Source organism: Haliscomenobacter sp. (genome assembly GCF_033763495.1).
Lineage (GTDB): Bacteria > Bacteroidota > Bacteroidia > Chitinophagales > Saprospiraceae > Haliscomenobacter.
Genome location: NZ_JANRKL010000188.1, coordinates 1 through 16,023 on the forward strand (window position 1 = coordinate 1; position 16,023 = coordinate 16,023).

The window sequence follows — 16,023 nt, forward strand, 5'->3', positions numbered from 1 at the left end:
CAGTGTTGATACCACTTGCTTTCGATGTCTTGAGGGGTGTAACGTGTGGACAAGGACATAAGTATGAGATTAAAATACGTCAATTTGATGCTTCAACAAGTCTTCGATGGTTTCGCGTTCCCGAATCAGGTAATCTTTTCCCTGATAAATCAACACTTCGGCAGGGCGAAGGCGGGAATTGTAATTGGAAGACATGGAGTAACAGTAGGCTCCGGCATTGTGCAGGCACAACACGTCGCCAATGGCAATTTCCGGGATTTCCCGATTGCTGGCAAAGGTATCCGTTTCGCAGATGTAACCCACTACATTGTAGGTTTGCTTTTTGCCCTCCGGGTTGGAAATATTGCTGATGCGGTGGTAGGAGTCGTAAAACATCGGCCGGATCAGGTGGTTGAGTCCCGAGTCAACCCCGGCAAATACAGTGGTAGCACCGTGTTTAACCACGTTTACGGTAACCAAAAACGATCCCGCTTCGCTCACCAAAAACTTACCTGGTTCAAAAACCATGGTCAATGGGCGGCCATATTCTGCGCAAAAAGTATTGAACTTGGCGGACAGTTTTTCACCCAATTCTTCGATGTTGGTTTCCAGATCATTGGGCTTATAAGGCACTTTAAACCCACTACCAAAGTCAATGTAGTCAAGATCGGGGAATTCCTTGGCCAGGTTGAGCAAAACATCTGCACCGGCCAGGAAGGCTTCCGGGTTCAGGATATCCGAGCCGGTGTGCATGTGCAAGCCCTCCAATTTCATCCCAGTACTTTCCAATACGCCCTGCACTAAAGGCATTTGGGTATAGGAAATCCCAAATTTGGAGTCGATATGACCAACGGAAGTTTTGAGGTTGCCTCCCGCCATAATGTGCGGATTGATGCGCACACAGATGGGGATGTGTGGATAAGTTTCACCAAAGCGTTCGATGGCTGGAATGTTGTCCAGATTGATGCGTACACCCAAGCCTACGGCCTCTTCTATTTCGCTAAAGTTTACTCCGCTGGGCGTGTAAAGGATATTTACTGGTTCAAACCCTGCCCGGATGGCGATTTGCACCTCCTGAATGGACACACAATCGACAGTGCTGCCCAATTGTTTGATAAATTTCAGGACGGAGATATTGGTCAGCGCTTTACAGGCGTAGCTGATTTTGAGTTTTTCTACCTGAAAGGCAGCTTTGAGGCGATTGTACTGACGCTCAATGATGTCTGCTTCATAAACATAAAGTGGAGAACCATATTTTTCAACCAGCTTTAGTGGATTGATGGCCCCGCCGAGCAGGAAATGGCCGTTTTTGTAGTCCATTGGTTTATTTTTGCCAATTTTGGAGGGCAAATATCGGCAAAAACAAGGATAATTTGTGTGTTTTTGAAAATTATTACTGGTTTAAATCATCGGGGTTGATGCCTAATTCCCGGAGTTTTTGGGCTAGCATTTCAGCACGGTGTTTTTCAGACTCAGCCCTTTGTTTTTCCGCTTCAAGCTCCGCCTCCATGGTCTTCGCTTTTGATTGCAATTCAAGCCAATCCTGATAAGCCAAAAAAGGTTTCCCCTGAGGATCTCTAATCTCCAGTTCCGACTCACCGTCCCAGTGGAAGCTGATGCCTAAAAGTGGACTGGTCCAATTTCCCAATTCTGATTCGCTTAAATCAAGCAAAGCACCTTGAGTATCTTTTCGAACACAGCCGTTAAAAGTAAAATGCTCAGGATCGTACACATAGTATTCCAGAACGCCGTATTGTTCATAAAACAACAACTTTCGGCTCATTTCAAGTGGGCGATTGCTCGGTGAGAGGATTTCAAACACCACTTGTGGCGCAATATTTCCTTCTTGCCACTGTTTGTAAGAACCACGTTTCCCTTTGGGGCGCCCTAATGCAACCATTACATCGGGGGCTAGACGAATCGTATTATCCCCTTCCACCGGGTACCAAAACAAGTCAGCTGCAATAAACACATCATCGCGATTCAGGAATATAGATTCAAGTCCCTGTTTAATGAGAACGATCCATTCGTACTGTAAGGTGTTTTCTGCCATCGGTTGACCATCTGATTCCGGGTAGAAAACTTTCTTTTGTTTAGTCGCGGGTAATTGCATGGTCTGCATTTTCCTCAAATTTAAAATTTTCCGACCAGAAAAACAAACCCTTGCTTGGGCTTGAATTAAAAATCAATTTGTTTGTAAAAATATAAAAACAAAAAATAAATTGCAAATATTTTTTTTCATTGTTCACGCCAAAAATCAGTGTAAATTGCATCTAGTATATATTCGCATTCTTCTTCCTTGGCTAAATTGCTTTTTGTGAGCGAAAAAGATCTCATAAATGCCTGTCGTCAGCGTGATCGGAGGGCTCAGCAAGCCTTGTACGACCGCTTTGCACCCAACATGTTTGGGGTGTGTAAGCGTTATGTCAAAACCCAGGAAGATGCCGAAGATGTACTGATCGAAGCGTTTTTCAAAGTACTCACCAACATCGAGCAATACAAAGGAGAAGGCAGTTTTGAAGGATGGATCCGCCGCATTGTAGTCAATGAATCTTTGATGGCGCTGCGCAAAAGGGTCAATTTCAGCCAGGTGTTGGAACTTACTGATGTTGACATTCCCGTTACCACCTCTGCTTTGCAGGACTTAGTCGCCAGGGACATTTTGAATCTCATCGACATCCTCCCCATTGGTTACCGGACCGTTTTCAATTTGTATGTCTTGGAAGGCTACAAACACCGCGAAATTGCCCAAATCATGGGCATTAGCATCAATACCTCCAAGTCACAATTGATTTTGGCCAAAAAACGGCTCAAAAATTTACTCGAGCAAATTCGCTACCCCGGTATCGAACTATTCGACATTGAAGAAGAAGAGGAAGAAGTTGTGGAAGCCCCAGAAAAAATAACTACCAAGCCATGACACCAAATAGAGATCTCAGCGAGTTGTTTAGACAACAGGCCTCCAAGGTGCAAGAGCGCCCAGGGCCTAGTGTATGGCGACGTTTATCACGCCGCTTGGATGCTCATGAACGCTGGAATAAAGTAGCCCTGCGCATTTCTACGCAGGTCGTGCTATTCTTTTTATTGTTGCTTGCCATTGTTGGGCCCGTGTTGATTGGTGTATCCCTTGAAGAGCAAAGACGTGCTGAGCTACGCAACCCACCAGTAATTTTGCAGGTTTTATCTCAAGAAGATACATTGCCGGAAATGCGCCGCTTTTTGGCTTTACCTTCAGGGGTGGCAGGCGATACAATCCACGTTCAAATAGGGGATTAATCCTCCCGGAAAGGATGTCGTGGCACCCATTCTTCTTTGGGCTCACCGAAACGAACGGCAGCAGGCAGGATAAAATTGAGCAGTGGATTGGTATGTTTGAGGTAAATGTAGGTTTTTTGCGCCAGTGCGCCTACTGAACTTTTGATTTCCAGCGCTGTACGTGCAAAACAGATTTTTTCACAACGCAAAACGATGCCCTGTTCTATCATTTTGTACAACATACTGAGGTACAACTGATACTCCCGATTGGCTTGGGGGTCAAAACCTAAAAAATTGGCATCCAGCTCCTTTCCATTGCGAATGGTGGTATAAAAGCCCAACAAACGCTCTTTTTCAAAACAAGCCGTCAGACAAAAATCGGCACCCAGTTGTTCTTTGAGCTGAGCAAAGTAGTTTTTACCAGCCCACAACATGTTGAAATCTGCTTGTTCAACCACGGAATGGTGCAATGCATTCAGGTCATCGGCAAAGAGTTCGATTTGCCGCAAATCCAGTTCTTTGAAGATGATGCCTTCTGTTTTTTTGAAGGCTCGTCGGGCCCTTACACGGTATTTGGAACTCATCGCGTTGAGGTAGTCTTCAAAGGATTTCCAGGCGCGCGGTAAGTCCATACACATGCTGGGCTGAAAGTCTACTGCGTGGTAACCGGCCGTTTCTAAGGGGTGATCGTGCTCAAAACAATCCCTGGCCATCAGGATTTGAATTTTTTCCTGCCGGGCGAGGCAGTTCAACACCTTAAGGGTAGCGCTTTGCAGGGCAGGAACTTCGTGCTCTTCAGCCTTCCACCATTGGTTGAATTGCCCCGTCAAAAACATATTCCCCCAAATCATAAAACGGTACTTGCCCCAGCTGGCCAGCAATAACTTGAGTCGATCCCAAAAGTCTTTGATCTCACCATGGCGCAAAGAACGAATGCTATGTGCGGCACTAACAGTAAGCAGCTGCAAGGTAATGCCGCCAATCGGTTGGCCGTCTTTGAACATCAACAAATACCTAAAATCCAGACCATGTGTTTTCGCACTTTCCAATGCTTGTAAATAATGGGTTTGTACATATAAATTGTCAGAGGCCAACCATAGCGCTTCCACTTGTTGAATACGATCTGTATAAATCCATTCAAAACCTTCTGCTGCGATTTTTTGGCCAAGCGGAAAAGGTTTTGCCTTGGAAGGGTAAAAAAAAGAATGGATGGTGCAACGAGAAGGAGACTCCAAAGTGTCAGAGCTGTTCATGGGCGAAGAATTCGGGTAATTTGAATTATTGAGCATAATTGAAACTGTGGTAGTTTGCCAGATTAAGGCCTGTTGTTGAACCGGTTATAGCGCCCACTTTTCAATTTCAGCTAGGGCCGCCTTTTCATCTTCCCAGCCCAAAACTTCCACCGTTCCATAACCTTGGTAATGTACAAACCAGGTTTCGATGATCCGTTTGGCTGCGTCGTATTCTAACATAAATTGCTCAAAATTGGTTGCATGGATAACTCTTAAAGCTGGATCGGCTGGTACCCCAATGATTTTGGTGTCGTTTTCCCCCTCATCGATCATCTTCAAAACTGCGATGGGGATAAATTCCTGTACAGTGCCTACAGCTACGGTTTCTGCGATGATGATGACATCTAAGGCATCCCCATCTCCTCCACGGGCTTCATCCATGTGGGTGGAGGGGATAAACCCGTAATTGCCCGGGTAAGGTAAAAAATTGACCACCCTGGCTTTGCCGTCTACCAGTTCGGCGACATACTGCCCATCGGGCTGAATTTCCAACTTGCGGTTAGTGCCTGCTGGTACTTCTATTACAGCATTGAATCCTTTTTCGCCGCGCAGAGGCAGTTTTTTCACATCTTTCATAGTAAGACTAGGCTTATTTTCCTGTTTGCAAGCAAAGGTACTGATGATCAACAAAAAAATGGTGACGCCGTACATTTGTTTCATGCTAAAGAGCTTTATTTTGGGAATGTTGGACAATTTTCCACAACACGTCTAAGTACAGCGGCAAATGAGCACTTATTTTTCACCGCCTCTAAAGAAAGTAAAAACATTCAGGATTATTGCTGCGTTGTGAAACAAGTTTAAACCGATGTCCGATGTTCACCAAACGCTACTTTTACCTTTTACCCATTTTGGCCCTTTTGCTCTACAGCTTTGACAAAGATGAATGGGCGGAGCCAAATGACCCAGAAATTCCGGTTGGTACTTCGGTTTTACCGACAAACATTCAAAACACTGAAGGTGACCCCGCCAAAGGTTGGGATTTTTTGCGATATGGCAATTTTATTGGGGGAGGAATTCCTTTGTCCATTTACTCGTCCTTTAAGAGGAATTTGAGTGATGAAAATTTGTTGCAAAGAGAAGGCCCCAGCGCGCAACTTCCTCCCGGTTTTAATGCCTATACCAATGAAGCGGGAGTACAAATAGCCAGTGGGCTAACCTGCTTTGCCTGCCATTCCGGAAAAGTTAAGGGGCAATACATCCCGGGTCTGGGCAATAACACCCTGGATTTTACAAAAAACAGCAGTGCCTTATTCAATCTGGTGGCAATGGGAATCCGCAATAAGTATGGTAAAAAATCTGAAGAATGGAAAGCTTTTGAGCCATTTATGCGGGGCGGCAAAGCTACAGCCCCATACATTGTTATGCCATTCCGGGGCATCAATCCCGCCTTTGCACTAGAACAGGCGAGTGTAGCCCATCGTCAGGCGGCCAACTTGAGCTGGAACAATGGCGAAACTACCTTTGACATTCCCCAAACGGCCATTGGTTCGGATGTTCCACCACTGTGGTTGGCCAAAAAAAAATATGCATTGTACTACAACGGAATGGGGCGGGGTGATTTCACCAAATTGTTGATGCAGGTGTCGGTTGTGGCAGTAGAGGATACCTCCACCGCCCGCCAGATGAACGGCAATTTTAAGGATGTGATGGCCTGGTTGCAAAACCTGGAAGCGCCCAAATTTCCTGGTGCAATCGATGCTCCTCTGGCGGCCAAGGGGCGGAGGGTTTATGCGCAAAATTGTCAGGCCTGTCATGGGCGTTATGGCGAAGAGCCTAGTTATCCCAATTTGTTGGTTGAACTAAAAAAGGTGGGGACTGATTCAGCTTATGCCAATTATTTCATGGAAAACATTGCTTTTAGCAATTGGTACAATCAAAGCTGGTATGCCCAATCCAGTCCCCGTTCAGAAGCCAAACCTTCGCGGGGTTATGTGGCACCACCTTTGGATGGGGTTTGGGCTACGGCGCCTTACTTGCACAATGGTTCGGTGCCAGATTTGGAGACCTTGCTGGACAGTAAACTTCGGCCAAAATTCTGGAAACGGAGCTTTGATGATCAGGATTATGACCTGAACAAATTAGGCTGGAAATACAGCATGGAGAACAAGGCAAACGACAAGGAAACATACAATACCACTCTGCAAGGGTACGGCAATGGGGGACACACTTATGGGGATTTGTTGGATGTGGAGGAACGTAAGGCTTTGTTGGAATATCTGAAACGCTTATAAACCTACTAAGGCACGCTTGGTTGTAATTATTTCTGTACTAGATAATCAAGGGTAGCGAAGACCTCGCCCACCACGATGTTTTTGTTTTTACCAATCACAAATTCACTCAGCCCCACGTGGCTTTTGTTTCGTGGGTTCCAGTCGTAAGTATAACCCAGTTGGGTGAAGGGATAACGGTTGTACAAGGTGGAATCAGCAAAGGATTGATGGACCTGCTCCAAAAGCCACAGCAAGTTCTCAGCACTGGCATCAGCGGGGTTTTTCAGGTACAAATCACAAGCTGAGTCATTGACTTCGGTATCGATACATGGTCGAATCAGGTCTTGGGGGCGCACCCAAAATTCCACAAAAACCTTTTTATCCGCATTGGGCGGCAGTCCCAACAACTGCTTCAATCGCATCTCCGGATCGCCTAACTTTTTTTGGGCTGCCAACCAGTTTTGTAAATCAGGTGCCACGGTTACCCAGATCGGGTATTTGCCCGTATTGTAAAATCCGGTATTCGGGTCATTTTTGTAATACTTCGCATCCGCTTTCCAGGAAGAAACCAACAGGTATTTTTCGCCATTGATGGTTTTCCATTTCAGGCTCGAGGCGTCGGGACTGATTTTGGTCAGGGTATTGCTGATTTTGCTGGCACTGGGTTGAGCCGCATCATTGAGTGCCTTGGTGTAACGGTATTTGATGCTACAGGCACTCAATGCGATCAAAAGCAGGATTGCCAGGGTGGTATTCCGTGTTCTGTGCGTAAAAAACATGGCTTAGGTGTTTAGGTTAAACGATGAATCGAAAGTTCAACGAAAATAAGGTTATTGTCGAAAACAAGTGATTTTTTTCACGATATTGACAAGCGTAAAAAGCCTAAAAATGAACCTTCAGCTCATTCAGTCCGAATTATCCAAAATCCTGCCTTACCGCGACCTGTATCTGCAAGCCATGAACCGCCAAATCCGCTTCAACGCTTGTCATGAGCGCGGATGGTCAACGCTCTACATGTTCATGCTGGATGGGTTACCGATTGGTTATGCTGCCATCAAGGGGAAAAATGAACTAAGTGATCGGGATTGTATTTTTGAATTTTTCCTACTGCCCGCACAACGCAAATTGGCCAGTTTGGCATTTCAGGAATTGGTCAAGGTCTCTCAGGCTACCTACATCGAATGCCAAAGCAATGATGGGTTTATTACCCCTTTGTTGTATGAATTCGCTGAGCAGATTCGGACTGAGGTCATATTATTCGAGGACCAGCAAGTCACCGATTTAAAAATACCGGATGTCACCTTTCGGCCTTACAATGATGATGATAAGGTTTTCGAACACCAATCTGAGCCACCAGGTGATTATGTGCTGGTTTGGAACAACAGGGTGGTAGCAACTGGTGGCTTTTTGCTACACTACAATCGTCCATTTGCCGATTTGTACATGGAAGTTCAGCTTGAGCATCGCGGCAAAGGTTACGGCAGTTATCTATTGCAGGAAGTGAAAAAGGCTTGCTATCTGGCGGGTAGGGTGCCTGCAGCGCGGTGTAATTTGGGAAACAAGGCTTCGAGAGCTTGTTTGGAAAAAGCCGGGATGAGGGTTTGTGGGTTTGTACTGGAGGGATTAGCAAAAAAATGATTATTTAATTCGTTCAAAAAACACAAATCCGTTCTTCCGCCCCACTTCCTTCAAAGTACCCAAAGCCTGCAACTCCTCTACCTTGTTGATTTTACAAACAATATAAGTGGGTTTATCTACCTCGCCCTGCAACAACCAATCCTGTTCATAACTCTTCGGGTTTTGAACAGGTTGTTTGCGAGAATAAAACAAGTGTGCGTAAGACTTGTAGCCATAGGTCCACACGTAACAATCTTCCCCTATTTTACTTTGATAAAACTCAATGGCGGCCCGTTGGGAATAGCCTTCCACTCGTTTGATAAAAGTGATCAGGGTAAAAAAGACGAAGCAGCCCGTGCAAAGAAACAGCGTGGGGAAAGCCACATGCGCCCCCTTGCGACGGAGCAAAATGAAAAAGGTAATCAAAGCCAAGAGTAAAAATAAACCCGGCCAAAATTCCCAGCCCATCCAACGCACCTGCGCTTCCATGTTGGCGTAGGCAAAAGGGTCTTTGTCCATGAAGGTTTGCAAGAGTTCCGGGCGTTGGCCCAACCAAGGCAAGGCCACTATGATGAGGATGTACAGACCAGCAATGCTCCACAAACCAATTTTAAGCCCACGATTGAAAGGGATTTTGCCCGCAATGATATTCTCCACACTCAGCGCCGCGAGATAGGTCAATGGGAAATAAGCCAACGAAGAGTAATGGACAATTTTTGATTTAACGATGGTGAACAGAATGAGCACCACCCAAAACAAAAATTTCATCCAGCGGCGAAAATCCACCTGCACTTCCCGCTCGGCTTCAGGCAATTTGAAAAAGGCCCGAATGGCAAAAATGGAAGCAGGAAAACAACCGACCAATAAAACCACGAAGTGATAACCTGGAAATCCACCGTGCCCCGCATCCGGCGTACTAAACAAGCGATATTGGTAACGCGTAAATTCGGTGATGAACCAGGGCCCGTTTTTGATCGTTTCGATGCCAAACCAAAGCCCGGTGATCAAAAAAGCGGCAATGGTAAAAAGCACAAATTGAGGCACATTGATGTAAAAACGGAATCTTTTGTACACCCAATACACACCCAGCGTCAAGCCCGTGATGAGGTAGGCAGCGGGGCCTTTGGTCAAAATGGCCATGCCGAGGAGCAAGCCACCAATGATGAGGTAAGTCCACTTGTTCTTGGGCAACTCGATCGCCTGCTGTTCTTTTTTCCAATAAAACAAAATCAGGTTGTACAAGCCCAGGAAAATGAACAAGTTGAACCAGGGGTCAATGATGCCTGACTTGAAGTACAAAAAGGGCAAAACCGAACCGAAATAACTCAAGGCCCAGAGCAAACCCATGCGGTGGTGGTGCAGTTTTGCTCCAATGCGATAGATCACTACCAAGGTCAATACCCCACAAATGGCATTGGGAAATCGGGCCGCATACTCCCCTACCCCAAATACTTGCATCGCCAGCACCTGCATCCAAATGTACAGTGGTGGTTTTTCCCAAAACGGCAGGTAATTGATCAATGGGCGTAGGTAGTTTTTGGAAATGAGCATTTCCCGGCTGATCTCAGCAAAATTGATTTCATCCCAATCAAAAAGGTGGACGCCTCCTAAAAATGGCAGGAAGAATAGGCCAGCAAGGAGGGTGAGGCCGAGGCTGGTCAGCTTGGTTTCGTTACTTGGCATAAAACAAACTATGCTGTCGCATATTTAGAGTACTCTCGCAAATCAGGAGGTAAAAAGCCTGGGACAATATCACTTTTGGGAACCCCTTGCTCTTCCAACATCTCCCCAACTTCCCAATCGGTCATGTTTTGTTGAACCCAAATTTTACCATCGATAATGTCAAAATGCATCGGGCAATCGTGTACAAAAACGTCTCCGTCCCAACCAATGGTTACCACTTGATAGCGATGATTTTCTTTATCAGCAATGATCTCATTGCCTCCTTTGATGTTGGCGTATTTGATTTTGGCATATTCATCAAGGATGCTCAGAATTGCCTTTTCGTACTGCTTTATTTTATCCATTGGGAAATGGCTTTTTGTGTTGATTGTAAATGACCATCTTGAAGCCTTCGTCTTGTAAGACCTTTTTCACAATCATTTCCTCAAAGAAACGCTTGTAAATCACTTCAGGGATAGCCTAGTATAAAACTCGCTCTGGGTCTCTAACTTTCAGCACATTTCGATAAATCACGAATTTACCTACCGCTTCATAAAGGGCAGTGATAAAAGACAAATTACTGAATGTTTTGATTTCAATGGCAATTTTTTCATTTTCCCGTTCAGCAGCAATCAATCTCTCTGCACCCAAATCCATTTGGACCTGAATCTTACCAATTTTGAACGAAAGTGGATCATCCGTCACGATCCATCCTTCATCCTCTATTGCCGATCGGACTTCTTCATGAAACTTATCTCTTGCCATATCAAAAGTATCACAATTTTCAACGAATATCAAGTATAGCTACCGCCCCCACTTATCCAACTGGCTCAACAGCGCCCGAAAATCCTTCGGCAATTCACAAGTAAACACCATTCTTTCTCCCGTAGCTGGGTGGTCTAGAGTGAGCTTGTGCGCGTGCAAAGTCAGTCGACTAACCAGTGGTCGTTCTTCCTCCTGGGTTTTCTTCAAGTTGAATTTGCGCGTTTTGATTTCAGAAAGAAAAAATTCACCCCGCTTTCCGTACATGGGATCAACGGCAAGGGGGTGGCCGATGGTGGCAAAATGAACCCGAATTTGGTGCGTGCGCCCCGTTTTGATGTCCGCTTCCACCACTGAATAAGCTTTATACGTATCCACCACCTTGTAGTAGGTCAGTGCCGATTTTCCTTTTCCACTCGCGATCATTTTTCCCGGTATGCTGGGGTGTGGGGCAATGGCTTTGTTGATTTCTCCAGTCGGCGGCACCGGGCGACCTTCTACCAGAGCCAGGTATATTTTTTCCACGGTACGATCCAAAAATTGCTGATTGAGGGCCCGGTGGGCATCCTCGTTGCGGGCAAAAACCAAAATGCCGCTCGTTTCCCGGTCAATGCGGTGAACAATCCAAACCTGTCCGAATTCGGCTTCTAACTCATGGTACACATTGGGCTTGGTCAAATCAAAACGATCGGGAATGCTCAACATCCCGGAAGGTTTTTCGCACACAATGATGTGCTCGTCAACAAAAATAATCTTCAGCGGATTTGCTTTCATAATTGGTTAAAATGCCGTTTGCGGCGACCATAATAGTCCATGGCAATGGATCGACTATAACGCCCTTGCGTGTTTTCGGCCTGAATGCGACAGGCAGCAACCCGTTGGGCGGCCTCCCGGCGTTTGTGGCGCAATGTTTTTAAGTGTGGGAAAAAACTCCAGTGAGCCTGTACAATGGCCTTGATGTGATCCAAGCGCCCCTGTGACAAAAACAAAACTGCCGCCAAGCCATCCAAAACCAGGCGCAAAGGCAAGAGCCAAAGCAGTTTAGCCGATGTTTCGTTTTTGTAAATGGTAAAAAGGGTGTTGCGGAAATTAAGGTAGGTTTTGCGGGGTGTATTGTACGAAAGGGTTCCTCCACCCACGTGGTAAACCACCGATTGAGGGCGCACCACAATTTTGTATCCCGCCCTTTTTAGTCGCCAACAAAGGTCTATTTCTTCGGCATGGGCAAAATAATCCGCATCGAAGCCCCCAATTTTGTGAAACAGCTCTGCACGAATGAACATGGCAGCTCCAGTCGCCCAAAAAATCTCCTGGGTGGTATTGTATTGGCCCTGGTCTTTTTCAGTATGCGCAAAAATTCGGCCTCGGCAAAAAGGATAACCCAGGGTATCCAGCCAGCCGCCCGCAGCTCCAGCATATTCAAAGGTATCTCTTTGATCAAAGGACAAAATTTTGGGCTGAGCAGCGCCAATATGCTGGTCCTTTTCCATGATCTGAATGATCGGTTCTATCCAGTTTGGAGAGACCTCAATGTCGGAATTGAGCAAAACGTAATAATCAACTTCGTTCACCTGGCGCAATGCTTCATTGTAACCGCCCGCGTATCCAAAATTTTGGGGAAGCTCGATCAGGCGCAATTGCGGGAAATGTTCCTCCAAATACTCAATGGAATCATCTGTTGAAGCATTGTCGGCAATGATCAGTTCCAGATTCGGGTAGGTGCTTTTGAGCAATAGTGGTAAAAAGCGCTCCAAATAATCTCGCCCATTGTAATTCAAAATGACCACTGCCACTTTCGGAAAATGATCCAAGGGCAAAAAATCATCATCGTTGGCTGCCAAAAGGACCTTTTCTACAGCAATCCGATCTTTTTCCAACTGTTTGGCCAAATCGACCAATTGATCGAATTTTTGATCGTGTCGGATAAAATCAACCAGTTCGAGGGTGACCTGTTGCTCATAGATGTCCTGATTAAAATCAAAAATGTTGACTTCAATCGTCCGATTGTGGTATTGTGGTAAGGTTGGGCGCGTTCCGATGTACAACATCCCCCGGTGTTCAAAACCATTGACCCACAATTTTACCGCATAAATACCATCCGGAGGAATCAGCTTAAAGCGGTCATTGATTTCAATGTTGGCAGTAGGGAAGCCAATGGAACGCCCAATTTGTTGCCCCTTCACTACTTTTCCCAAAAGTGGAAAATAGTGCCCCATCAAATGTGCAGCAGCTTTAACAGCACAGTTTTCCAGTGCATTGCGAATTTTGGTCGAGCTGACTGTCATATCATCAACCTGATGTGGCTCAATTTCAATCACCTCGTAACCAAAGCGTTGACTGTGCCAGCGAAGGTAGTTAATGTCACCTTGCCTACTCAAACCAAAGCGGTGATCATAACCAATGACAATACATTTTGGATGGAATTTTTCCACCAGGAATTTCTCTATGTATTCGTCTGCACTCATTTGGGAGAACTCCACTGTAAAGGGAACAACTACCAAATGGTCTACCTGGTAGCGTTCAAACAAATGGATTTTTTCTTCCGTGGTGGTGATCAGACGCAGGGAATTGTCTTTGGGAAATACAATAGAACGGGGATGGGGATGAAAAGTGATGACTACACTTTCTCCCTTGTGTTGTGAGGCAATTTGCTTTACTTGCTCAATAATGCTTTGGTGCCCCTGGTGCACGCCATCAAATGAACCAATGGTAATTACGGCGTTGCTGAAATCTGGCAGTGCGTTAAGGTTGCGGTGAACTCTCATGGTGTGCAAAGGTAATGTGCAAAGCGCAAGTGGGAAAGAGTATTTGAAAAACTCTTTTTTGCGGTGAATTGTTTTACTTTTGCGCTCAGACTTTTGTCTCTTAATGATTTTAAAAAATGTCGATAGATACTTCCACTGTTGTCAGGGCCTTGGCCAAAGTAAGTGATCCCGTCACTGGTCAGGATTTGATTACCGCCAACATGGTTCGGGACTTGGTGATTGAAGAAAATTCCATCAGTTTTACCCTCGAATTGGCCTCCATCAATGCCCAGCACAAGTCAGAGCTCAATTTTGCCTGTCAAGCCGCAATAGCCGAAATATATCCCCAAGCCAATGTGCATGTTCACATGATGTCGCGGGCTACCGAAACAAAACAACCAAGTAGCTCTTTACCTCAGGTGCGCAATGTCATCGCAGTAGCCTCCGGTAAAGGTGGAGTTGGAAAATCAACGGTCGCGGCCAATTTGGCCTTGGGATTAAAAATGTTGGGCGCAAAAGTAGGTTTGGTGGATGCAGATATTTACGGCCCTTCGGTTCCAACGATGTTTGGCTTGCAAGGCCAGCGCCCAAAAGTACGCGATGTATATGGGCAGCCCAAAATGGTTCCATTGGAAGCATATGGGATTGCGTTGATGTCGATTGGGTTTATCATTGAACCAGAACAAGCAGTTGTGCTGCGTGGCCCACGTTTGGCGGGCATCATCAAACAGTTTTTTAACGATTGCCTTTGGCCTGATTTGGACTATTTGGTGGTTGACTTACCTCCTGGCACTGGTGATGTACAACTTACCCTGGTGCAAACAGTTCCTGTCACAGGCTCAGTCATTGTCACAACTCCTCAGGAAGTTGCCATTATTGATGCCGTAAAAGCGGCCAACATGTTTCAGCTACCCGGGGTTGCGGTACCCATTTTGGGTGTGGTGGAAAACATGTCCTGGTTTACGCCCAAGGAATTACCTGATCACAAGTACCTGATCTTTGGACAAGGTGGCGGCAAAAAGCTGGCAGTCATCAACAATACGGTGCTCTTGGGGCAAATCCCTCTGGTGCAAGGCATTCGGGAAGCTGGTGATGGTGGTCGTCCCATCATTTTGGATGAAGAAGACCCCATTTCACGCGAAGCTTTTTTGAATCTGGCCAAAAACGTGGCCCGGCAGGTAGCCATTCGAAATGAAACGATGGAGCCGACTCAGGTGGTGAAGATGAGTTAAAAGGGAAAAGCGAAAAGCGAATTCAGCCAACCCATGGCTTTAGCCGTGGGAGGCACAAAATACAACCCAACCCACGAATTATTTCGTGGGATTTTGGGATGGTATACAAACAACAACATGGAAAAAACCGAGTTAATCTCCCGTATCGACTCCGCGCTCAACGACGTGCGCCCGCATCTAGCCGTCGATGGTGGCAACGTAGAAGTAGTGGATGTTACCGACGATAAAATCGTCAAAATCAAATGGCTGGGCAATTGCCAAAACTGCAACATGTCAATCATGACGATGCGTGCAGGCATTGAACAGGCCATCAGAATGAAAGTACCGGAAATCACTGGCGTTGAAGCTGTGAACGGTATCGTATTGTAAGTATGACCGCATGAACAGAGCAGCATTAATTGCCCAAATCCGCCGCAAAAAATCTTTTTTGTGCATAGGATTGGACACCGAATGGAGCAAAATTCCAGCACATTTGTTGGAAACCGAAGACCCGATTTTTGAATTCAACAAAGCCATTATCGATGCTACCCGCGACTTGTGTGTCGCGTATAAACCCAACCTGGCCTTTTATGAAGCCCGAGGACCTCAGGGGTGGCTTTCTTTGCAAAAAACGGTAGCCTATATTGGCGAGGAGCACTTCAGCATCGCCGATGCCAAACGAGGTGACATTGGCAACACCTCCCGAATGTATGCCCAAACTTTTTTTGAAACCTATAGTTTTGATTCTGTTACTGTTGCACCGTATATGGGTTCCGACTCCGTACAACCATTTTTAGATTTTGCCAATAAATGGGTCATTTTACTGGCATTAACTTCTAACGAGGGGAGTTCTGATTTTCAGATGGACATTCAAGATCAAACCATGCCACTTTACGAAAAGGTGATGCGCAAAGCCATGAATTGGGGGACGCCTGAAAACCTCATGTTTGTTGTAGGGGCTACCCATCCCGACAAGGTCGCCGACATTCGCCGCATTGCCCCTGATCATTTTTTGTTAGTGCCCGGCGTAGGCACCCAGGGCGGTGATCTCGAAGCCTTGTGCAAATATGGTTTGAACGAAGATATTGGCCTGCTGGTCAACTCCTCACGCGGCATCATCTATGCGGGTAAAGGGCTAGATTTTGCTGAAAAAGCCAGAGCTTCGGCTTTAGAGATTCAGCAACAAATGGCCATGTTTATCGCTTAATTTTCTCCCATTGCTTCACTTAAGTGGTATTTTATTCAGTCCTGCTGAGTACAAACTTTCCTTTTTTTGCTTTTAACGTATAAA

At 45.8% G+C, this 16,023-nt stretch carries 17 protein-coding genes; 7 read left to right on the forward strand and 10 right to left on the reverse strand.

Annotated features, from left to right (window positions below):
- Window positions 1-69: 69 nt before the first annotated feature.
- Both lysA and SFV55_RS20955 read right to left on the reverse strand, forming a co-directional pair.
- Window positions 70-1,299: a diaminopimelate decarboxylase gene (lysA, locus tag SFV55_RS20950; protein WP_320031506.1), complete on the reverse strand. Its 1,230-nt coding sequence runs from the start codon at window positions 1,297-1,299 to the stop codon at window positions 70-72.
- A gap of 73 nt (window positions 1,300-1,372) precedes the next feature.
- Window positions 1,373-2,101, reverse strand: coding sequence for a Uma2 family endonuclease (locus SFV55_RS20955; RefSeq protein ID WP_320031507.1), 729 nt, complete (start codon window positions 2,099-2,101; stop codon window positions 1,373-1,375).
- 195 nt (window positions 2,102-2,296) lie between these two features.
- Here SFV55_RS20955 and SFV55_RS20960 point away from each other — a divergent pair, with 195 nt between their 5' ends.
- The gene (locus SFV55_RS20960; protein ID WP_320031508.1) at window positions 2,297-2,899 is read left to right on the forward strand and encodes an RNA polymerase sigma factor; all 603 of its coding nucleotides are present in this window, start codon (window positions 2,297-2,299) and stop codon (window positions 2,897-2,899) included.
- Window positions 2,896-3,255, forward strand: coding sequence for a hypothetical protein (locus SFV55_RS20965; RefSeq protein ID WP_320031509.1), 360 nt, complete (start codon window positions 2,896-2,898; stop codon window positions 3,253-3,255). The genes SFV55_RS20960 and SFV55_RS20965 overlap by 4 nt, the downstream gene beginning before the upstream one ends.
- Here the strand turns inward: SFV55_RS20965 and SFV55_RS20970 are convergent.
- Both SFV55_RS20970 and SFV55_RS20975 read right to left on the reverse strand, forming a co-directional pair.
- The gene (locus tag SFV55_RS20970) at window positions 3,252-4,487 is read right to left on the reverse strand and encodes a hypothetical protein (RefSeq protein WP_320031510.1); all 1,236 of its coding nucleotides are present in this window, start codon (window positions 4,485-4,487) and stop codon (window positions 3,252-3,254) included. The genes SFV55_RS20965 and SFV55_RS20970 overlap by 4 nt on opposite strands.
- Before the next feature lie 84 nt (window positions 4,488-4,571).
- Complete coding sequence (locus tag SFV55_RS20975) at window positions 4,572-5,186, reverse strand: inorganic diphosphatase (protein ID WP_320031511.1); 615 nt, start codon at window positions 5,184-5,186, stop codon at window positions 4,572-4,574.
- A gap of 152 nt (window positions 5,187-5,338) precedes the next feature.
- On the opposite strand from SFV55_RS20975, the gene SFV55_RS20980 reads away from it, so the two are divergent.
- Entirely contained in the window at window positions 5,339-6,757 is a 1,419-nt protein-coding gene (locus tag SFV55_RS20980; protein WP_320031512.1) for a hypothetical protein, read from the forward strand.
- A gap of 26 nt (window positions 6,758-6,783) precedes the next feature.
- Here the strand turns inward: SFV55_RS20980 and SFV55_RS20985 are convergent, their stop codons facing one another.
- Window positions 6,784-7,515, reverse strand: a complete 732-nt coding sequence (locus SFV55_RS20985; protein WP_320031513.1) for a hypothetical protein — start codon at window positions 7,513-7,515, stop codon at window positions 6,784-6,786.
- Window positions 7,516-7,624: 109 nt separating this feature from the next.
- On the opposite strand from SFV55_RS20985, the gene SFV55_RS20990 reads away from it, so the two are divergent.
- A complete protein-coding gene (locus SFV55_RS20990) occupies window positions 7,625-8,374 on the forward strand; it encodes a GNAT family N-acetyltransferase (protein WP_320031514.1) in 750 nt (249 codons plus the stop codon).
- On the opposite strand, the gene SFV55_RS20995 is transcribed toward SFV55_RS20990, so the two are convergent.
- From SFV55_RS20995 to SFV55_RS21015, 5 genes are all read right to left on the reverse strand, one after another.
- Window positions 8,375-10,036, reverse strand: a complete 1,662-nt coding sequence (locus tag SFV55_RS20995; RefSeq protein WP_320031515.1) for a glycosyltransferase family 39 protein — start codon at window positions 10,034-10,036, stop codon at window positions 8,375-8,377.
- Window positions 10,037-10,044: 8 nt separating this feature from the next.
- Entirely contained in the window at window positions 10,045-10,380 is a 336-nt protein-coding gene (locus tag SFV55_RS21000) for a XisI protein (protein ID WP_320031516.1), read from the reverse strand.
- Between the two features lie 115 nt (window positions 10,381-10,495).
- Complete coding sequence (locus SFV55_RS21005; RefSeq protein WP_320031517.1) at window positions 10,496-10,780, reverse strand: element excision factor XisH family protein; 285 nt, start codon at window positions 10,778-10,780, stop codon at window positions 10,496-10,498.
- Window positions 10,781-10,819: 39 nt separating this feature from the next.
- The gene (locus tag SFV55_RS21010) at window positions 10,820-11,551 is read right to left on the reverse strand and encodes an RluA family pseudouridine synthase (RefSeq protein ID WP_320031518.1); all 732 of its coding nucleotides are present in this window, start codon (window positions 11,549-11,551) and stop codon (window positions 10,820-10,822) included.
- Window positions 11,548-13,542, reverse strand: coding sequence for a bifunctional riboflavin kinase/FAD synthetase (locus SFV55_RS21015; RefSeq protein WP_320031519.1), 1,995 nt, complete (start codon window positions 13,540-13,542; stop codon window positions 11,548-11,550). Before SFV55_RS21015 ends, SFV55_RS21010 begins: the two co-directional genes overlap by 4 nt.
- Window positions 13,543-13,658: 116 nt before the next feature.
- On the opposite strand from SFV55_RS21015, the gene SFV55_RS21020 reads away from it, so the two are divergent.
- From SFV55_RS21020 to pyrF, 3 genes are read left to right on the forward strand one after another with little or no spacing between them, the layout of a single operon-like run.
- The gene (locus SFV55_RS21020) at window positions 13,659-14,753 is read left to right on the forward strand and encodes an Mrp/NBP35 family ATP-binding protein (RefSeq protein ID WP_320031520.1); all 1,095 of its coding nucleotides are present in this window, start codon (window positions 13,659-13,661) and stop codon (window positions 14,751-14,753) included.
- 33 nt (window positions 14,754-14,786) lie between these two features.
- The gene (locus SFV55_RS21025; RefSeq protein ID WP_320031521.1) at window positions 14,787-15,122 is read left to right on the forward strand and encodes a NifU family protein; all 336 of its coding nucleotides are present in this window, start codon (window positions 14,787-14,789) and stop codon (window positions 15,120-15,122) included.
- A 10-nt stretch (window positions 15,123-15,132) separates the two neighbouring features.
- Window positions 15,133-15,939 (forward strand): orotidine-5'-phosphate decarboxylase, encoded by an 807-nt coding sequence (gene pyrF / locus SFV55_RS21030; protein WP_320031522.1) that lies wholly within the window; start codon window positions 15,133-15,135, stop codon window positions 15,937-15,939.
- Window positions 15,940-16,023: the final 84 nt, after the last annotated feature.